This window comes from Priestia sp. YIM B13491, from assembly GCF_042787605.1.
GTDB classification, from domain to species: domain Bacteria; phylum Bacillota; class Bacilli; order Bacillales; family Bacillaceae_H; genus Priestia; species Priestia megaterium_E.
On the sequence record NZ_JBHZOR010000004.1, the window covers coordinates 193,305 to 212,984 of the forward strand.

The 19,680-nt window shown below is 37.0% G+C and carries 18 protein-coding genes; 15 read left to right on the forward strand and 3 right to left on the reverse strand.

Going from position 1 to position 19,680, the window contains the following annotated elements:
* Window positions 1–136 precede the first annotated feature (136 nt).
* The 6 genes from ACFX4E_RS15955 to ACFX4E_RS15980 all read left to right on the forward strand — a co-directional run bounded on the left by ACFX4E_RS15955 (window position 137) and on the right by ACFX4E_RS15980 (window position 8,355).
* Entirely contained in the window at window positions 137–1,138 is a 1,002-nt protein-coding gene (locus tag ACFX4E_RS15955; protein ID WP_377258659.1) for an acyltransferase family protein, read from the forward strand.
* Window positions 1,139–1,163: 25 nt separating this feature from the next.
* Window positions 1,164–2,039: a peptidylprolyl isomerase gene (locus ACFX4E_RS15960; RefSeq protein WP_098249873.1), complete on the forward strand. Its 876-nt coding sequence runs from the start codon at window positions 1,164–1,166 to the stop codon at window positions 2,037–2,039.
* A gap of 318 nt (window positions 2,040–2,357) precedes the next feature.
* A complete protein-coding gene (locus tag ACFX4E_RS15965) occupies window positions 2,358–3,032 on the forward strand; it encodes a response regulator transcription factor (protein WP_013056756.1) in 675 nt (224 codons plus the stop codon).
* The gene (locus ACFX4E_RS15970; RefSeq protein WP_060747387.1) at window positions 3,022–4,449 is read left to right on the forward strand and encodes a sensor histidine kinase; all 1,428 of its coding nucleotides are present in this window, start codon (window positions 3,022–3,024) and stop codon (window positions 4,447–4,449) included. Before ACFX4E_RS15965 ends, ACFX4E_RS15970 begins: the two co-directional genes overlap by 11 nt.
* A gap of 523 nt (window positions 4,450–4,972) precedes the next feature.
* Window positions 4,973–6,337 (forward strand): allantoinase, encoded by a 1,365-nt coding sequence (locus ACFX4E_RS15975; RefSeq protein ID WP_098249871.1) that lies wholly within the window; start codon window positions 4,973–4,975, stop codon window positions 6,335–6,337.
* A 527-nt stretch (window positions 6,338–6,864) separates the two neighbouring features.
* Entirely contained in the window at window positions 6,865–8,355 is a 1,491-nt protein-coding gene (locus ACFX4E_RS15980) for a peptide MFS transporter (protein ID WP_028408754.1), read from the forward strand.
* Between the two features lie 27 nt (window positions 8,356–8,382).
* Here the strand turns inward: ACFX4E_RS15980 and ACFX4E_RS15985 are convergent, their stop codons facing one another.
* Window positions 8,383–8,787 (reverse strand): hypothetical protein, encoded by a 405-nt coding sequence (locus ACFX4E_RS15985; protein WP_028408753.1) that lies wholly within the window; start codon window positions 8,785–8,787, stop codon window positions 8,383–8,385.
* 496 nt (window positions 8,788–9,283) lie between these two features.
* Here ACFX4E_RS15985 and ACFX4E_RS15990 point away from each other — a divergent pair, with 496 nt between their 5' ends.
* Together ACFX4E_RS15990 and ACFX4E_RS15995 are read left to right on the forward strand one after the other, a co-directional pair.
* On the forward strand, window positions 9,284–10,993 hold the full coding sequence (locus ACFX4E_RS15990; protein ID WP_028408752.1) for an NAD-dependent malic enzyme: 1,710 nt from the start codon (window positions 9,284–9,286) through the stop codon (window positions 10,991–10,993).
* 143 nt (window positions 10,994–11,136) lie between these two features.
* On the forward strand, window positions 11,137–12,480 hold the full coding sequence (locus tag ACFX4E_RS15995; protein WP_013082898.1) for a 2-hydroxycarboxylate transporter family protein: 1,344 nt from the start codon (window positions 11,137–11,139) through the stop codon (window positions 12,478–12,480).
* A gap of 47 nt (window positions 12,481–12,527) precedes the next feature.
* Here the strand turns inward: ACFX4E_RS15995 and ACFX4E_RS16000 are convergent, their stop codons facing one another.
* On the reverse strand, window positions 12,528–13,349 hold the full coding sequence (locus ACFX4E_RS16000) for a Cof-type HAD-IIB family hydrolase (protein WP_028408751.1): 822 nt from the start codon (window positions 13,347–13,349) through the stop codon (window positions 12,528–12,530).
* Between the two features lie 398 nt (window positions 13,350–13,747).
* A complete protein-coding gene (locus ACFX4E_RS16005) occupies window positions 13,748–14,773 on the reverse strand; it encodes an LLM class flavin-dependent oxidoreductase (protein ID WP_377258656.1) in 1,026 nt (341 codons plus the stop codon).
* Window positions 14,774–15,100: 327 nt separating this feature from the next.
* Between ACFX4E_RS16005 and ACFX4E_RS16010 the strand changes: the two genes are divergently transcribed.
* From ACFX4E_RS16010 to ACFX4E_RS16040, 7 genes are all read left to right on the forward strand, one after another.
* On the forward strand, window positions 15,101–15,631 hold the full coding sequence (locus ACFX4E_RS16010) for a hypothetical protein (RefSeq protein ID WP_098333287.1): 531 nt from the start codon (window positions 15,101–15,103) through the stop codon (window positions 15,629–15,631).
* Window positions 15,632–15,641: 10 nt separating this feature from the next.
* Window positions 15,642–16,166 (forward strand): GNAT family N-acetyltransferase, encoded by a 525-nt coding sequence (locus ACFX4E_RS16015; protein ID WP_028408748.1) that lies wholly within the window; start codon window positions 15,642–15,644, stop codon window positions 16,164–16,166.
* 26 nt (window positions 16,167–16,192) lie between these two features.
* Window positions 16,193–16,459: a glutaredoxin family protein gene (locus ACFX4E_RS16020; protein WP_025752083.1), complete on the forward strand. Its 267-nt coding sequence runs from the start codon at window positions 16,193–16,195 to the stop codon at window positions 16,457–16,459.
* A 73-nt stretch (window positions 16,460–16,532) separates the two neighbouring features.
* Complete coding sequence (locus tag ACFX4E_RS16025; RefSeq protein ID WP_028408747.1) at window positions 16,533–17,354, forward strand: amino acid ABC transporter substrate-binding protein; 822 nt, start codon at window positions 16,533–16,535, stop codon at window positions 17,352–17,354.
* Between the two features lie 74 nt (window positions 17,355–17,428).
* Window positions 17,429–18,127, forward strand: coding sequence for an amino acid ABC transporter permease (locus ACFX4E_RS16030; protein ID WP_028408746.1), 699 nt, complete (start codon window positions 17,429–17,431; stop codon window positions 18,125–18,127).
* Between the two features lie 27 nt (window positions 18,128–18,154).
* A complete protein-coding gene (locus ACFX4E_RS16035; protein WP_028408745.1) occupies window positions 18,155–18,865 on the forward strand; it encodes an amino acid ABC transporter permease in 711 nt (236 codons plus the stop codon).
* A complete protein-coding gene (locus ACFX4E_RS16040; protein WP_025752086.1) occupies window positions 18,862–19,635 on the forward strand; it encodes an amino acid ABC transporter ATP-binding protein in 774 nt (257 codons plus the stop codon). The genes ACFX4E_RS16035 and ACFX4E_RS16040 overlap by 4 nt, the downstream gene beginning before the upstream one ends.
* Window positions 19,636–19,680: the final 45 nt, after the last annotated feature.

The window sequence follows — 19,680 nt, forward strand, 5'->3', positions numbered from 1 at the left end:
TTATTTAAAAATAGAAGTAAGCAAGGTTTTCACTGTTTTTTCATTTTCACTATGTATAGTAAGGAATGTAAAGAAAAGATATTCGCAGCAGCACGTCGTACAGATCCGTAGAACGCGAAAGAAAGGAGGAGGTCAAATGGCTAAGCGGGATGCGTATTTTGATAACGTAAAGTTTATCTTAATTGTATTAGTAGTGTTTGGCCATTTGTTAACTCCCTTTATCAATGATGAACAGTGGCTACGAACGCTCTACATATTTATTTACACCTTTCATATGCCAGCGTTTATTTTAATAAGCGGCTATTTTGCAAAGGGATACCGAAAAAAGGGATACATGTGGAAGATGACGAAGAAAGTATTACTTCCTTATATTATTTTTCAACTTATCTATGCGGTATACGACTATAAACTGTATGATGAATCCGCATTCGAAGTTTCAGTGTTTCAGCCAGCTTGGTCGCTATGGTTTTTGTTGAGTTTATTTTGTTGGAACGCCATGTTGTTCATTTTTACAAAAATCAAATATCCTTTAGCCGTTGCGGCAGTTTTAGGAATTATGATTGGCTTATGTGAACCGCTGGAAACAACGTTGAGCCTTTCTAGAACCTTTGTGTTCTTTCCCTTCTTCTTAGCAGGATTTTATATGAAAAAAGAACATTTTAAAAAGTTGACGTCGGTTTCTTGCAAAAAAGTAGCTGGAGGCACTTTGCTGATTATTGCTCTATGGATCCAGTATATAGCACCGGATTTTGAGAAAGAGTGGTTATTTGGTTCAAAATCTTATGCCTCTTTAGGTGTAAATCAATTAGAGGGAATGACCATTCGTACGCTATTTTATAGCATCAGCTTAGCAATGACGATTTCCTTTCTAGCTTTGATCCCTACACAAACGATGTCCTTTACATCTCGAGGTGCTCAAACCTTTTATGTATATCTGCTACATGGGTTTCTGATTAAATATATCCGCCTATCTTCTTTTGGAGACTGGATAGAAAGTGTACAAGGATACAGTATTCTTCTAATTGGAGCTTGTGTATTGGCGTGGTTGTTGTCGAGTAAATACGTATCCACTATTGCAAGACCTTTAATTGAGCTTAAACCGTTACCAAGGCGCAAAAGTTTAAGTTTAGGTAAGTAATGAGAAATGGAAAAGGAGTTTAATGATGTCTAAAAACAAAATAATTATGATTATTGCAGCCGTTGTGGTTATTGCTGCAGTAGCTATCGGTGCCGTAGCAATGAATAAATCAAAGGTGGTTGCTACCGTTGGTGATGAAAAAATCACAAAAGATCAGCTGTACGATGCTCTTCTTGCTCAAGGAGGATCAAGTGTCCTTGATTCATTGATTGAACAAAAAGTCATTTCAAAAGAAGCAGCTAAACAAAATATTAAAGTAACCGATAAAGAAATTAATGCTGAATTAGAAAACCTTAAAAGTCAGTACGGGGGAGAAGATGCATTAAATCAAGCATTAGCATCTAGCGGTGTAAAATTGTCAGAGCTGAAAAAAGATTTAAAGACGAATATTGAGGCAAAAAAAATGGTCGAGTCGACTATTAATATTAAAGATAGTGAAATGAAATCGTACTTTAATCAAAATAAAGATTCACTAGCTACAGAAGCACAGGTGAAAGCTAGCCACATCTTAGTAGCAGACGAAAAGACAGCGAAAGAAGTAAAGGCTAAGCTTGATAAAGGAGAAGATTTTGCGAAGCTAGCAAAAGAATATTCAACAGATACAGCTTCTAAATCAGATGGTGGAAACCTTGGATACTTCAAAAAAGGCGATATGGTCGAAGCTTTTGCCAACAAAGCATTTTCAATGAAGGTAAATGAAGTAAGTGATCCTGTTAAAACAGAATACGGTTATCACATTATTAAAGTAACAGGCAAAAAAGAAGCGCAAAAAGCAACATATGAAAATAGCAAAGCAAAAATCAAGCAAACGCTGCTTGATCAAAAATACCAAACAGAGTATCCAACGTGGTTACAAAAGCTAAAGAAAAAGTATGATATTACAAACAAACTTGATTCATAAATAATACCTTAACGAAATGAGGGGATGGATATGAAACAAACAGCGTCTTATAGCAAATTAGAAAAAATCGTCGAGCAATTGAAGCACAGAGGTGTACGAGCTGAGATATGCCGGCGTGTTGTAAAGGTCACAGAAACTGTTAATGGATCAAATCCTTCATATTCAAATCAAATCGTTAGGCATTCTTAATACAGATAGGGAAAATTAAAATGAAAAGTGATCAGTAGAGGCAGCTTGTTTCTGCTGATTCTTTTTGTATAATAAAGTAAACAAAAGGATGCAGGAAAATGTATCAAATGAAGGAAGGAGTTACGCAGAATGAACGTACTGCTAGCAGAAGATGATTTGCAGCTAGGTGAATTAGTTAGTTATATGCTGAAGAAAAAAGGAGGCTATAACGTCGAATGGGTGACGGAAGGGAATGATGCATATGATTATGCATCTGAAGCGCATTATGATGTGTTAATTCTTGACTGGATGATGCCCAATGGAGACGGAATCGATGTATGTAAACGTCTAAGAAAAGAAGGATACGCCGGAGCTATTCTTATGTTAACAGCAAAAGATGCGGTTCAAGATCGTATACAAGGCTTAGATGCGGGAGCGGATGATTACGTTATTAAGCCATTTGAAATTGACGAGCTGCTTGCAAGGCTTCGCGCTTTGTCTCGTCGTAATTATGCACCGATTTTAGAAGAAGAAGTAGAGATTGCCAGCATGATATTAAAAAGAGCAAGTCAAACCGTGCAGTTTGACGAGGAGTTTATTCAATTAAGTCCTCGTGAATTTCAACTGCTAGATTTTTTAGTGAAAAACAAAGGACAAGTTCTTTCTCGAGATATTATTTTAGACCGGGTATGGGGATATGAATCAGATGTTTCGATTAAAACGATTGATGCGACGGTTAAACTTTTGCGGAAAAAACTAGAGAAATTCAACAAACAAGATCTTATTCAAAGCATTCGCGGAGTAGGCTACAAAATTGAAAGCTAAACTTCTTACGAGGGCTAAACAGAAAGTAAAACAAAAAGTAAAGCAAGATTTATTCAGCCAGACGCAAAATCGTTTAACATTCCGATACAGCGCATTGCTAATGCTGTTTCTGCTATTATTCGTGTTTATTGTTTATGCATTGGTATATGTGGTTGTATCCAACAGTCAGCAGCAAAACTTAAATAGCATGCTAAAACAAGAGTCTCGAATTGTCCAAAGCATCTTAATTAAACAAGCGGTAAACAGCTCGAATCAACAGTCGAAAGAAGAGTACAAAAACATTGTCGTAGCCGGTGAAGATCAATTTTTTTATTATGTCATCAGTCCTGAAGGGGACCTTATTATGGGGAACGAAGCGAGTGAGCGTCTTCGCTCTAACTTGTTAGATTTAATTGATGGATGGATCCCTATTGAAAATGAAGTGAGGAAAGAACGAATAAAAGCCCCACGTCCTAGTTTTGAACACATTGAAGGAGTAAAAGGGCAAAACGGAGAAGGCAAAATAGATATTGATTTGATGATGGCGGGTGAACCTATTTTTTATAAAGGCCAATTTTTAGGGATGCTTTATATTGGAAAAGACGTTTCGTTTCTTTATCAGCTGTTAAAGTGGCTCCTCATTATTATGCTGAGCCTTACCGTACTGTTTGTAGGAGTAGCCATTTATATCAGCCGTTTAATGTCAAAACGTGCGATGGTCCCAATTGAAACAGCTTTCCAAAAGCAAAAAGAGTTTGTGGCGGATGCGTCCCATGAGTTAAGAACGCCGCTTAGCGTTATGCTTTCTTCTATCAATGCTTTAGAAATGCAGGAGGAAGTAACAGAAGATCCTTTCTCTAAAAAATTAATTAATAATATGAAAGCTGAAGTGAAGCGAATGACGAGTCTCGTCAGTGATTTACTTACGCTTGCACGCTCAGATTCTAATAAAGTAGAAAAAGCAATGATGCCCTTTGATATTACAGACGCGGTGCAAAAGGTAATGGAATCTGTTGAAACTCTGGCCATTTCCAAACCTATTGATTTACAGCTAGATACGCCCGGAAAATTAGTCGTAACTGGAGATCAAGAGCGTCTAACTCAGCTGATTTACATTTTGTTAGACAATGCTATTAAATATACGACTCCTCATGGAAGTGTAAACATTCAAGTAGTTCAGCATGGGAGTGAATGTATATTAAAAGTACGTGATACAGGAGTTGGAATTCATCCTGACGAAAAGGATCGGATCTTTGACCGCTTTTATCGTGCTGATAAATCCCGATCCCGTCAAATGGGAGGTCACGGGCTAGGCCTAGCCATAGCTAAATGGATTGTAGAAACACATAAAGGAAAAATTGACGTAGAAAGTGAACAAGAAAAAGGAAGTACATTTACAGTAAGGTTGCCAATGTCACAAAAAGTGAAAAAGAGTTAAAAGAGGCTGTGACAAAATTAGTTGAAGGAAGATCCGAACGAGTTTGATTCTTGATGGGGAATCAAACTCATTCGGATTTTTTTATGGTTAGGGTGAACGTAGGTTTTACGTATGTAGTTGCTTCTAGCTGTTGATTGGTAGGCAAGGCGAAGACTCCTGCGGGAAAAGCGAAACAGGAGGTGAGAGCCGGCAGAAACGAAAGGCTTGGACGGAAATCAACAGCAGTGTCACAAGCGATCTATACTGGTCCCTTTATTCAATTTGTTCGTCCATTCATTTATTTATATCTCAATCTCTTTTTAGTTAGTGAAAGTGACCAAATAAAAAAGAAAAGTTTAGACAAAATAGCGAGTGTGAAAATCAGATAATTCAGTTATATTTACTAGCGTAATAACCAGTCTATGTGTCAGGTTTCTTTACAAGGATAAAGACTTTTTGAAGGAAACAATGCATGATAGAACAATAGCAGACTGCTTCGTTTAATAAGAAGACGGAGTAGTTAAATAAAGGGGAGTTTGATAACATGTACGATTTAATTATTAGGGATGGTTCGGTCGTATTAGAAGACGAAATAGTAACAGCGGATATAGGGATTAAAAAAGGAAAGATTGCAGAAATAGCGCAAGGTGTTAGCACACCAGCAAAAAAATACGTAGATGCTAAAGGCAAATATGTTCTGCCTGGAATGATTGATATTCACGTGCATTTTGATGAACCGAGCCGAGACCATTGGGAAGGGTTTGACTACGGTTCAGCGTCTATGGCTGCGGGAGGCTGCACTACATATTTTGATATGCCTTTAAACGGCGTTCCTCCTACCGTAACAGAAGCAGCGCTGTGGGAAAAGAAAAAGCTGGCTGATCAAAAGTCAGTAGTAGATTATGGTCTATGGGGAGGGTTGGTTCCTGGTAATAAAGAAGAATTAGCCAAAATGGCTCATTCGGGTGTAATAGGTTTTAAAGCATTTATGTCAGAAGCCGGTTCTGAATTTGATTTCTCAGATGACCTCACATTATACGAAGGAATGAAAGAGATTGCAAAACTAAATAAAGTGCTTGCCCTGCATGCTGAAAGAAATGACTTAATACAAAAGCTTGAACAGGCTAAACAGAAGCAAAAGCAAACTGCTATTAAAGATTATTTAGAAACGCGACCGGTCGTAGCAGAAGTAAACGCAGTAAAGCAAGCGCTTGAGTACGGTGAAGAAACGGGATGTCCGCTTCACTTTGTACACATTAGCAGCTCTGAAGCAGTGCAGCTTATTACGGAAGCAAAGAAGAATGGAATGAACGTTACGCTGGAAACATGTCCGCATTATTTACTCTTTACAGAGGAAGACTTTGAAGAAATTGGCGTAACGGCTAAGTGTGCACCTCCTCTTCGCAGCAGGAGTCAAAAAGAAAAATTATGGGCTTGTATCCAATCAGAGGAAATAGATATGATTTCTTCTGATCATTCTCCTTGCCCGATTGAGTTAAAAACCGCTCATCAGAATGATTTATTTAAAGTTTGGGGTGGAATATCAGGCGGCCAGTACTCTTTGCAAGCAATGATTAGTGAGGGAGCCATCACTAGAGGGATTTCTCTTTCTCGCATTTCAAAGCTTGTATCAACCAATCCAGCTAAACGTTTCGGTTTATATCCTAAAAAAGGAACCATCTTGCTGGGATCCGATGCGGATTTGGTTATCGTTGATCTGGATCAAACTGAAAAAGTGACAAAAGAAGGAATGGTTTTCAAACATAAGCACAGTATATATGAAGGAACAGTATTTAATAGCGTTATTTTAACTACCATTAATAGAGGAACGATTGTATACACTAAAGAAGAAGGTGTGGTTCCTCTTCACAAAGGACAAATGGTAAACGGTGAATACGTAAAATTGTAGGTACAGTGAAAAAAGAGGTAAAAAATAAACCTTTTATCTCTTTTTTTACATAAAAAAATGAGGATGACTTATATTAAAGGTAATACATAGGAGAAAAATGAGTATCTACTATAACAAAAGAGATGTTTTTAAAGAGGTTTTTATTATTCTGAAAAAGTATATTTTTGATTGAGGGAAGCATAATGAAAAAATAATAAAATTCCTTTTTAAATTCAAAGAAAAAATTTCCAAAAAGGAAAATATTATCTGGTTGTATGAAAAGTAGATAATCAGATGCTTTGTAATCAAGGGTTTTGTATAAAAAAATTTCAAAAAGATATTTTAAGAAAAGAAATCTTGATTTAAAGCTTTTTATAGGTGCAATTTTATAATGGAAAATCGTATTTTATGCACTCATTGTAAAATTCTGATATTGACAGAATCATTTTATAAGAATAAAATTTTCTTGTTTCTATTTTTTTATATCATCATAATTTTTTGATAGTTTTGTCTATGGTGGTTTACGGTTGAAAGAGAGGTTAAGGAATATGTCGGTAGAGAGAGAAAAAGTGTATGAAACAGTTCCTCAAAAAGGATTCTTCGGACATCCTAAAGGGTTATTTACCTTGTTCTTTACAGAATTCTGGGAACGTTTTTCATACTATGGAATGCGTGCGCTACTTGTATTGTACATGTACGATACAATTGCAAACGGTGGATTAGGAATGGAACAAGGAACCGCTTTAGCGATCTTTTCTATTTATGGTTCCCTTGTTTATATGTCTGGAATTATTGGCGGTTGGATTGCAGACCGCATTTTAGGTACGTCTAATACGGTGTTTTACGGTGGTATATTTATTATGCTGGGGCATTTAGTGCTTGCGTTGCCGGCAGGTGTAACAGCGCTGTTTATTTCAATGTTCTTGATTATCATCGGAACAGGTTTATTAAAACCAAACGTTTCGAGCGTTGTGGGCGATATGTATAGCCCGACTGATAACCGTCGAGATGCTGGATTTAGTATCTTCTATATGGGTGTGAATGCTGGAGCATTTATCGCGCCGCTAGTTGTTTCAACAGTAGGTGAAAAGTATAACTACCATTTAGGTTTTGGAATCGCGGCAGTAGGAATGCTTTTAGGTCTAATCGTATTTATGGCTACAAGAGGCAAAAACCTAGGTCGTGCAGGCAGACAAGTTCCAAACCCTTTAAAACCAGAAGAACGCAAAAAAGTTTTTGGTACCATTGCACTTGTTGTAGTTGTACTGGCAATCTTTATTGTACTGACTTCTTTAGCGGGTATTTTAACTGTTGAAGGTGTTATTTTATTTGTAAGTATTTTAGCGATAGTTATTCCTATTATTTACTTTGTTGTTATGTATAAGAGCCCCAAGACAACAGCTGATGAGCGTTCACGCGTATTAGCGTACATTCCTCTTTTTATCTCTGGAGTAATGTTCTGGGCGATTCAAGAGCAGGGGTCAACAATTTTAGCAACGTATGCAAAAGATCATACGCAGCTAACGTATGGTGGTTTTAAAATTCCAGTTGGCTGGTTCCAATCGTTAAATCCGCTATTCATTATTATATTTGCGCCAGTTTTTGCAGCGATTTGGGTAAAATTAGGAAACAGACAGCCTTCTACACCAAAGAAGTTTTCATTAGGACTTTTATTTGCAGGACTTTCTTTCCTTGTCATGGTTATCCCGGCTAGCATTCATGGAAATGAAACGTTAGCGAGCCCGCTATGGCTAGTGCTAAGCTTCTTCTTAGTTGTAGTTGGAGAGCTTTGTTTATCACCAGTAGGGCTATCAACTACAACAAAACTAGCACCTGCAGCGTTTTCTGCTCAGACGATGAGTTTATGGTTCCTAACAAGCGCAGCGGCGCAGGCAATCAATGCTCAGCTTGTTCAATATTATGAAAACATTTCTCAAGTTGTTTATTTTGCTGCATTGGGCGGAGTGTCGGTCATTTTAGGTGTAATTGTACTAATGATTTCGCCAAAAATTCAGCGTTTAATGAAAGGTGTTCAATAAAAAAAACCGTCCTCAAGGGCGGTTTTTTTATGATTTATTTGAAAAAATATTCATGAAGGAGGCGTATGTCTGATCGTCTTCACCTTCGTAAAATGCAAGATTTAAAAGTCTGTTTAGTTCGTTTGTTGATTTTTCAGTTTCTGCAATAATTTGATGCATATGAGCAATCTTAGACATGGATCCGTTGCCATGCGCATTTTTGATTTGATTTAATGTTAAATGAAGTGATAAGACCTCTCGGCGAAGAGCTTGTCTTAATTCAGAGGAAGCCGGAATAAAAAAGCGTTTATAAAAATAACTCGCTTCTTCAAAAACCAATTCTCCATTTTCTAGCTCTTTAGCCGCAATTTCTTTAATTTCTTGATCGTCTAATCGACTGGACGCCTCTTCGATAAGAAATCCAAAAATAATAGCTGTATCTGGTTTTAACATATAATAACCTCCATTATTATAAAAAAGAACTATGTAGTTTATATGTATAGAGAGAAGAGAAAGAATATTCATAGTAATTTACTAATCAGCATAGACAAAAAAATAAAAATTATTCTTTTAAAGGTAAACTGAAATTATTTTAAAATAAATTTTTTATAATTAAACATTTTTTCCATATTAAAGAACCATTTTAACTCTCAAAAAGAAATAACCATTGTAAATAAGGTTCTTAATACCTATATAAAAAGAAAATTAATAAAAGATATTAAATTCAGAAATTTCCACCTCTTTATAACTAAAAAATTGCTCTACTAAAATAGTTGACAGTAGAAATAGATAGGCATAAAATATACTATTGTCAAATGAATTAGCATGCTATTCATAAAAAGTTAACGGACATTTGAATAATATGTAATATCCATATAAGATGTTAATTACTTAAATCTAACCAACTTGTATGCTTGTCATACAAGTCTACAGAAAGGAAGATAGTCGTATGCGCAACGTATTTTTTGCAGATAATGAAACAATCGAAACGACTTTACGCGGGAAAGAAATTTTAGGAGCTCCAATGTTAAACAAAGGGGTAGCTTTTACAAAAGAAGAGCGCAAAACGTTAGGATTAGAAGGTTTACTTCCTCCAATGACTTTAACTTTAGATGAGCAAGCAAAACGTGCATATGAGCAATTTTTAGCTCAGCCAGATAACCTTGGTAAGAATGTATATTTAAACGATTTACAAAACCGTAATGCTGTATTATTTTATCGTTTATTGCAAGATCACTTAAAAGAAATGCTTCCTGTTGTTTATACACCAACAGTTGGACAAGCAATCCAAGAGTACAGCCACGAATATCGCCGTCCGGGTGGCGTATACTTATCAATCGATAATGTAGAGGGCATTGAAGAAGCTCTTAAAAATATCGATGCAAATAGTGAAGACATTGATTTAATGGTTATTACAGATTCAGAAAGTATTTTAGGAATTGGCGACTGGGGCGTTGGCGGTATTAATATTGCTATCGGTAAATTAGCGGTATATACAGCTGCAGCAGGAATCGATCCAAGCAGAGTGCTTCCAGTTGTTCTTGATGTAGGAACAAACAACGAAAAATTATTAAATGATCCTTTATATATCGGAAACCGTCATGAACGTATCCGCGGTGAACGCTATGATCATTTCGTAGATCAATTCATTTCAAAATCTCTTGAAATATTCCCTAATGCACTGTTACACTGGGAAGATTTTGGTAATGTAAATGCTCGTAACATTATTAACAAGTACGGAAAAGAAATTTTAACGTTTAATGATGATATCCAAGGAACAGGTGCTGTAACGCTTGCCGCTATTTTCTCAGCAGTTCAAGTGTCTAAAATGCCACTTCGTGACCACCGCGTTTTAATCTTTGGACCGGGTACAGCAGGTATCGGTATTGCGGATCAAGTTCGTGACGCAATGGTATTAGACGGTATTACAGAAGAAGAAGCATACAAAAACTTCTGGGCAGTTGATTTCCGAGGTCTTTTAACAGATGATATGGACGACTTATTAGGTTTCCAAACGCCTTATGCACGAAAAGCAGAAGAAGTGAAGGACTGGAACCGTGAAGAAGACAAAATTTCTCTTTTAGAAGTTGTCAGACAAGTGAAGCCAACAATCTTAATTGGTACGTCTGGTGTAGCAGGCGCATTCTCAGAAGAAATCATAAAAGAAATGGCGAAGCATGTAGAACGCCCAGCTATTTTACCGATGTCAAATCCGACTCCGCTTGCGGAAGCTACTCCTGAAAACCTATTAAATTGGACAGAAGGAAAAGCGCTTGTAGCGACTGGAAGTCCGTTTGAACCAGTTAACTACGATGGTGTGGAATATGAAATTGGTCAATCTAATAATGCTTTTGTTTTCCCTGGTCTTGGTCTAGGATCAATCGTGGTAAAAGCAGAAGTTATTACAGACAGCATGTTTGCAGCATGTGCACATGCTGTAGCTCAAATGGTAGACAGCAGCAAGCCGGGTGCTTCATTACTACCACGCGTAGAAGAATTACGTGAAGTATCATATAACGTTGCTTTAGCGGTTGCTAACGCAGCAATTAAAGATGGCGTTGCAAAAGAAGTTCCAACAGATGTTAAAGCGGCAGTAAAAGCGGCAATGTGGGAACCAACATACAAAGAAATTAAAGCTTTAGAAACAGTAAATGCTTAATTTTTAGATAGAAAAAGCACAGCTTCTGAAAAAAGAAGCTGTGCTTTTTTTAGTTACAAAAAGAATTCTTAAGTTACATAACGTATATAGTTTTTTGAAATTTGTGTATGATTCTCTATATTAGAACCACAGGGGGTTATGAGATGAATACAGCACGTAAATTGGAAACGTTTACTCAAGATTCACAGCCTGAAAATAAGGGTTTTTGGAACCGAATCAACAATATTAAAGTAGGAGTTATTCCTCTGCCGCTATACGTTTTACTTGCATTAATTGTATATGGCGCAGCCGTTTACAACGAGCTTCCTCCAGATATGATTGGCGGATTTGCAATTATTATGGTAATGGGAATGCTCCTTGGTGATTTAGGATTAAAAATTCCGATTTTAAAAGATATTGGCGGACCAGCTATTTTATCACTGCTTGTACCTTCCGTATTAGTTTTTTATAATGTTTTAAATCCCGCATCTATGGAAGCGGTAACAACTTTGATGAAAACATCAAACTTTTTATACCTTTATATTTCTTGTTTAGTAGCCGGAAGTATTCTTGGTATGAACCGTAAAGTTTTAATTCAAGGCTTTACACGTATGTTCGTACCGCTTGTATTAGGTACGTTAGCCGCTGTAGCTGCAGGCGTAGCTGTTGGGATGTTATTTGGCTACGGAGCAAAACATACATTTTTCTATATTGTTGTACCAATTATTGGAGGAGGGATTGGTGAAGGTATTTTACCGCTTTCACTTGCTTATTCTCAAATTTTAGGTAGTTCAGCAGAATCTTTTGTGTCGCAAATGATTCCAGCTGCTGTTATCGGAAACATCGTTGCTATCGTATGTGCTGGCTTAATGAAACGTCTAGGAGAGAAAAAGCCAGAATTAACAGGTAATGGAGTTCTTGTGAAGACAAAAGGCGGAGATGGCATCTCAGAAGATACAAATATCAAGAAACCAGTAGATTTCTCGTTAATGGGCGCAGGTCTTTTAATTGCATGTAGTTTCTTTATTTTCGGAGGCTTAGCACATAAGTTTTTAGGAATTCCAGGTCCAGTTTTAATGATCGTAGCGGCAACGCTAGTCAAATGTTTACAAGTAATGCCTGCTAAAATGGAGCAAGGTGCTTATCATATGTACAAATTCATTTCTACGAGCTTAACATGGCCGTTAATGGTAGGGCTAGGAATTTTGTATATTCCTCTTGAAGATGTAGTGAAAATTGTTACACCAGGTTATGTAGTCGTATGTGCTGCAGTTGTTATTGCTATGGTAGCAACGGGTTATTTTGTAGGTAAAATGATGAAAATGCACCCTGTAGATGCTGCTATTGTAACCGGCTGTCACAGCGGTTTAGGAGGTACGGGAGACGTAGCGATTTTATCAGCTTCCAACCGTATGTCACTTATGCCATTTGCTCAAGTAGCAACAAGACTTGGAGGCGCTTCCACTGTTATTTTAGCGACGCTTCTTATGAAACTGTTAGGAGTATAAAATCAAAACAAAAAAGCAGCTCGGTTCGTACGAGCTGCTTTTTTGTCTTATGAAATGCTAACAGGTTTTAAGATAAATTCTTCCACAACTTTTGCCACACCGTCGTTCATGTTTGTATCTGTTACGTGGTTGGCTTTTTCTTTAATATCTTCAGGAGCATTTCCCATTGCTACCCCAAGTCCTGCAAATTCAATCATGGCAAGATCATTATAACTATCGCCAATAGCAATCACTTCATCGCGTGTAATGCCAAGCTGTTGAATTAATAAGTGAAGACTTGTCCCTTTTGTGACGCCTTCTTCTGTAAATTCAAGGAAGTATGGTTTAGATCGCATTACGCTTAGCTCTCCTTGAAGCTGCTTTTGAAGTTTCTTTTCAACATGAACCAGCATTTCCGGTTCTGCAAGCATGAGTACTTTTACAACAGGCTCTGTAACGGCATCAGTAAAAGATGAAACAACACGGATCGGCAGACCTGTAATGTCACTTTCGATATCCGTAAATTTATTTTCTACTTCAGTTATAATTTCATCTCCAACGTACGTATGAATTAAAACGCCTTCTTCGCGGCTAATATCGTCGAGACGTGCAACGGTTCTCGGAGATAATGTGCTGCTAAATAGCTCTTCATTTGTTAGGCAATTAATGATTTTTGCCCCATTAAACGATAAAATAAAGCTTCCGTACTTTTCTAACTCCAGTTCCTTGGCGATGTGAACCATTCCGTAAGTTGGTCGTCCAGAAGCAAGTACAACTTTCACTCCCGATTCTTGCGCCTTCATTAATGCTTCTTTTGTGCGCGGAGAAATAGTGTGATCATCGCATAATAGTGTATCATCCAAATCTAAAACAATCATTTTGTAAGGCATATTTTTAAATTCCCTTCTTCTACTAGACTCATATCTTCATATGGTACTATAAAAAAACGTTTGATTCAATTTAATGATTTTTTGAAAAAATGAGAGGGATGCGTATACTTTGTTTGAACTGCTGGTAAGTAGATAAAACAAAGAAATTGAGACATAACTAAATCACTCGAATCTATAGACGAACACATGGGATAGAAGATCCAGTATGGATGACTTGTTACACCGCTGTTGATTTCCGTGCAAGGCTTCGCTTTGCCCTCCAATCACCAGCCAGAAGCAACTAAACACATGAAAGGTACGTTCTTCTTATCAATAAAAAAAACGCACTAATAATCGGTAATTTTGATTATTAGTGCGTTTTTTACTTCTACTAAAATACTTTTGTCTCAGCTTCTGGATTAGTAAGCAGTTAGAGTGTGATTAGTTCTCTGCACATCTCCTTCATTGAATGCTTCTTTTAAGAGCGTGTAAGATCGCTTTTTTAGTTCAAAATCTTGAATGGCAGTAAGAATAATAAATTCATCAATAGAAAATTCCTGTTTCAAAGCTTGAAGCTTTTGACGAACGGTTTCTTTTGTACCGTGTATAACGTTTGCTTCTTTTTCTTCAATTCGATAGCTTTCTTTGGACTGCTGACCAAATTCTTCAGCTTTTTCTTTGGAGCCTAATGTAGCGGACTTCCCATTTTGTAAGTATACTTTAAATATTTTTGTGCTGGATGCTAATGCTTTTGCTTCTTCTACGGTATCCGCTAAGATGACGGAAAGGGCAATGACAAGCGAGCGGGCGCGAGATGAAACGTGCTGATTATAGACAGAAATCGCTTCTTCTAGCACTTTTTGATCACCATTAATAAATTGAGCAAATACATAAGGAAGGTTTAATGAACCCGCAAGCTCTGCGCTTGAAGCACTTGCTCCCAGTAAAAACATATCTGCTGATTTTTCCGGCCTTGGATAGGCTTTTAAACCGTAAAGAGGGTGATCTTCCGGCAGCGTATCGTTTAGGTATTGCTTAAGTTCTATCAGTTTATCTGTTAAGGACTTAGTAGGCTGAGAGTTTTGTTGCAAGGCTTGAGTAGAATGAGGTAGTCCTCCTGGTGCTCTACCGATTCCAAGATCGATGCGATTTGGAGATAATGAGGCTAAAACATTAAAATTTTCTGCTACTTTATAAGGGCTGTAGTGCTGAAGCATAACACCGCCTGAGCCGATACGGATATGATGCGTTTTAGCGAGCAGGTGAGAAATTAACACTTCAGGTGATGATCCTACAACATGTTCAGAGTCATGATGCTCCGCTACCCAAAAGCGGTGGTAGCCAAGTTCTTCTGCTAGCTGAGCTAATTGTATAGTATGCTGAAATGCATCTTCAGCACGCTCACCTTCATAACGGGGGCTTTGATCTAAAATACTTAATTTCACTGAAAACACTCCTTAAAGTTGATAAAAAAGGTAAGAATAATTGGGATTAATTTTAGCAGAGGATTTTCCAGATGAAAAGAGTTTTTTAAAAGAAAAATATTTTTTAAAAAATAAGTTGACTTTGCCATTTTGAGGCTATATAGTTGAATCATCAAACAGAAAAGCCGATAAAACAACTTGGATAAATAAGAATTAAGTGAGTATGTTTCAAAGACACTTCACTTCATTCTCCGGTTTTATCAAAGAAACAGTTAAAGCTGATTGGTCTACCAAAGGCTCCTGAGGAAACTCCAGGAGCCTTTTTGCTGTAAAAAGGAGGGGAAGAAAGTGAGCGATGTATGTATTTTATATAACGGGAGCTCTCATAATTATCAACAAATAGCCTCAGTGAAAGATGAGCTAGAAGCTTGCTTAACCTCAAGAGGAGTGCACGCAGAAACTATTTTGTATCATGATGTACACGCTTTGAAGCAGGAAGCACAGAAAGAAGTAAAGGGATTTATTTCAAAAGTGAACCAAGCTAAAAGTATTGTCGTTCTGTTATCTGGAGTAAATGAAACATACGTACAGTCTTTTGAACGGCTAACAAAAATATTGCCAGAAGATTTATTGCATAAAAAAATACTTCTGCCAATTCTTATTGGTGAAAATGTGAATTCGTTACTAAAAGCTAAGTATGATTTAAAACTTTTAGCGTCTTTTTTAGGTAGACCTTATTGGGTCAGCAGTCTTTTTTTGCTGCATGAATACGTCTCTTTTACAGGCATCAACAATGCAAATGCCAAAAGTCGTTTAAAGGAAGCTGTGGATGAGCTGATTTATAAAGCCGATCTATCTCTTCAAACATTTATAAAATGAGGTGAAGAAAATGAGTGAATTATTTCGATTAGCAACCGTAGAAGATGCTGAAGAGCTGTTGGATTTAACGCTTCGAGCATACGAGCCGATTCGAAAGCTAGGAATTAAGTTTCCAGCCGCAACGGCAACGATTGAACTTGTCAAAGAAAACATTCAAAACAGCCGCTGCTACGTACTGGAAAGTGATAAAAAAATCGTAGCTACGATTACAGCAAGAACGTATAAAGAAATAACGAACTGGCCTTTCTTATGGTGGTTTGCGGTAGATCCTTTGGTTAAAAAGAAAGGAGTAGGTTCTAAACTCTTAACATGGGTTGAAGAAACAATTATTCGGGATCAATTGGGGGAACCTGCCGTTACATTGGCTACTTCTGATCAACATCCGTGGTTGATTCCTATGTATGAAAGGAAAGGGTATGAGCGCTTTTTTGAAGTCGATCAAGGAGAAGAAGGAAAAGGCGTATTCTTAAGGAAGATCTTACACCCCGAAAGATATGAGTTAGAAAAACACAAGGAGTTACAAAAAGCTAATTAATCATTTAAAAGAAAAGAGGAAAAACCATGTCAGTAAAAATTTTATTATGGAATCGAAAAGGTTGTCATCATTGCGAGGAACTAAAAGCATATTTTCATGAGAAAGGATATCAATATGAAAGTATCGATGTAGAAGGAAGAGATTATTTGCGGGATTTACTTGAAATTAAATACGGTATTCGCCATGTACCGGTCGTTGAAATTGGAGACGAGGGGCAGTTTAAAGGAGTAATTGAAAAAGATTATGAACAAATAGAAAAATTGATTGAAGACTATTCACCAATCGTTAAATAGCTGGAACATCTATTTTATTCATTCATTCATTAAAACAACAAATTATTTTGAGACATAGTGAGGGACAAAACACATGAAAAAACTACAGCTGACAGCTATCTTTTTATCACTTCTTTTATTACTAGCCGCTTGCGGAACACCAAATAAAGAAACAGCGGCTAACGCAAGCAAAGACAAAGTACAAAAAATTATTGTAGGAACGGGTACGCAATTTCCGAACATTTGCTTTCTTGACAATAAAGGAAATCTAACAGGGTATGACGTAGAGCTTGTTAAAGAAATAGACAAACGTCTTCCAAACTATAAGTTCGAATTTAAGACAATGGATTTTTCTAATTTACTTTTGAGCTTAGAATCGAACAAAATTGATTTAGTAGCCCATCAGATGGAAGTGAATGAAGAGAGAAAACAAAAGTTCCTTTTTAATAAAGAACCTTATAATATCTTTCCGCTGCATGTAGTTGTAAACGAAAAAAATACGTCTATTAAATCAATTAAAGATTTGAGCGGTAAAAAGGTAATTGTAGGAGCAACGAGTAATTCTGCTAACTTAATCGATAAGTATAACAAAGAACATGGAAATAAAATTAATATCGTCTATTCAGGCCAAGGATCTGATGACACAAAAACGCAGCTGAAAACAGGGCGTGCGGATGCCACGATTAGTACGCCGTTTGCAGTTGACTTTGTCAATAAACAAGCGGACGCAGAGCAAAAAGTTGTAGGGCCTGCTATTTCAAATTCAAAAGTATATTTTATGCTTCGTAAAAATGAAACAGGTTTACAAAAAGACGTTGATAAAGCGTTAAAAGAAATAAAAGAAGACGGAACATTGACAAAATTAAGTAAAAAATGGCTGGGAGAAGATTATACAAAAGCAGCTGGAAATAACTAAAGCACTTACTGTGACCCAAGCCTTGAACTTGGGTCCTTTCGCTACCTGCAGAGGGAAACAAAGGAGAGAAAAAGATGGGAAAAGCATTTGATATAGAGCTGATTTTCACCTCTATTCCTCAATTATTATCTTATTTGCATATTACAATTTGGATTTTGATTGCTTCACTTGTGATTGGCAGTACCTTGGGATTGTTTATTGCCCTGCCTCGTATTTATAAAGTGCCGGTGTTAAGCCAAATAGCAGCAGTTTATATTTCTTTTATGAGGGGAACCCCTATTTTAATTCAATTATTTTTAGTTTTTTATGGAATACCTGCCCTTTTACAATTGATTCATATTGACGTTTCAAGAATGGCTCCGCTTGTATTTGTTATTATCACGTATTCACTGAGCACGGCGGCGTCTTTTTCTGAAATGATGCGCGGTGCCATTAACAGTGTAGATAAAGGGCAAACCGAAGCGGCTTATAGTATAGGAATGACGGGAAAACAAACGTTCACTCGAATTGTGCTGCCGCAAGCTCTCGTTGTAGCCTTTCCTAACTTTGGAAATCTTGTGATTGGGTCCTTAAAAGATACGTCTTTAGCCTTTACCATTGGTGTGATGGATATGATGGGAAGAGGAGATACCATTATCGCTGCAACGGCTCATGCAGTGGAGGTATATATCGCACTTGCCATTATTTATTATTTGGTAGCGATTATATTAGAGAAATTTTTTGTGAAATCAGAACAGAAGCTGCAAAAACATGATCAGCCTGTTCATGTATAAAACGAGCTTACTAAAAGAGGTGTAAACATGATTATTGATGTACCGTTTATATGGACAGCATTTGTAGAAATTTTAAAGGCATTACCTTTAACGCTCCTTATTACCATCGGTCCGTTACTAGGCGGGTTGCTTATTGGCATTGCTGTTGCGGCTGTGAGAATCAATTCAGTAAAAATAATAACGCCAATTGCCAACGTATACGTATCATTTTTCCGAGGAACGCCTGCTATTCTTCATATTATGGTTATTTACCTAGGGTTCCCGCTATTTATTAATAAACTATCGAGTTACTATGGATGGAGCTTCAATGCAAACAGCATTCCTATTGTCGTATTTGTATTAATCGCTTTGTCTTTTACAGCGGGAGCTTATATGTCAGAGATTATTCGCTCTGGTTTGTTAGCTGTAGAAAAAGGACAAATTGAGGCTGCGTATGCCATTGGGATGAATCGTTTTCAATCAATGAAACGAATTGTTTTTCCACAGGCGTTTGCTTTGTCTTTACCGAATTTATGTAATATCTTCATCGGCTTTTTGCATACGTCTTCTATCGCATTCATCGTATCGCAAAAAGAGCTAAACGGTGCTGCTAATATCGTAGCTTCGAACAATCTCAAGTTTTTAGAAGCCTATATTGCTGCTGCTCTTATTTATTGGATGCTGACGATGTTAATAGAAGGGATAACAGCGCTGCTTGAACGAAAATTAACGGTTTATAATCGAGGAGGGGTTGTATGATTGCATTAACAAATATCAAAAAAACATTTGGTGATAATACAGTATTGGACGGTATTGATTTAATTGTTAAAAAAGGCGACGTTGTGACCATTTTAGGACCGAGTGGTTCTGGAAAGACTACGTTTTTGCGCTGCATTAATTTCTTAGAAAAAGCAGATGAAGGAGAAGTTTCGATTGATCAATTTACGGTTCAGTGCCAAAAGCCAAACCGCAAAGACATTTTAACTCTTCGACAAAAAACAACGATGGTTTTTCAGCAGTACAATTTGTTCAAACACAAAACCGTTATTGAAAATATTATGGAGGGGCTAGTTATTGTTCAAAAGCTGCCAAAGGAAGAAGCGAAACAACGCAGTTTAGACGTCCTTGAAAAAGTTGGGCTTGCTGAAAAAGCAAATGCTTATCCAAGTCAGTTATCAGGAGGTCAACAGCAGCGAGTGGGCATTGCTAGAGCGCTTGCTTTAAACCCTGAAGTCATTTTATTTGATGAGCCAACGTCTGCTTTGGACCCTGAACTGGTGGGTGAAGTACTGTCTGTTATCCGTAAAATTGCTGAAGAAGGAATTACAATGATCATTGTTACGCACGAAATGAGTTTTGCCCGTGAAGTTTCTAATCACGTGGTATTTATGGACGGAGGAAAGATTGTCGAACAAGGTCATCCTGAAGACATATTTTTAAACCCAAAAGAAGATCGAACAAAGCAATTTTTTAAGCGTATTAACCCAACGCATTCTCCTTACTCTTATATTTATGAAAAAACAATCTAATATTTTAATTGAAAACAAACTTGACTCATAGGAATAATAAGTATA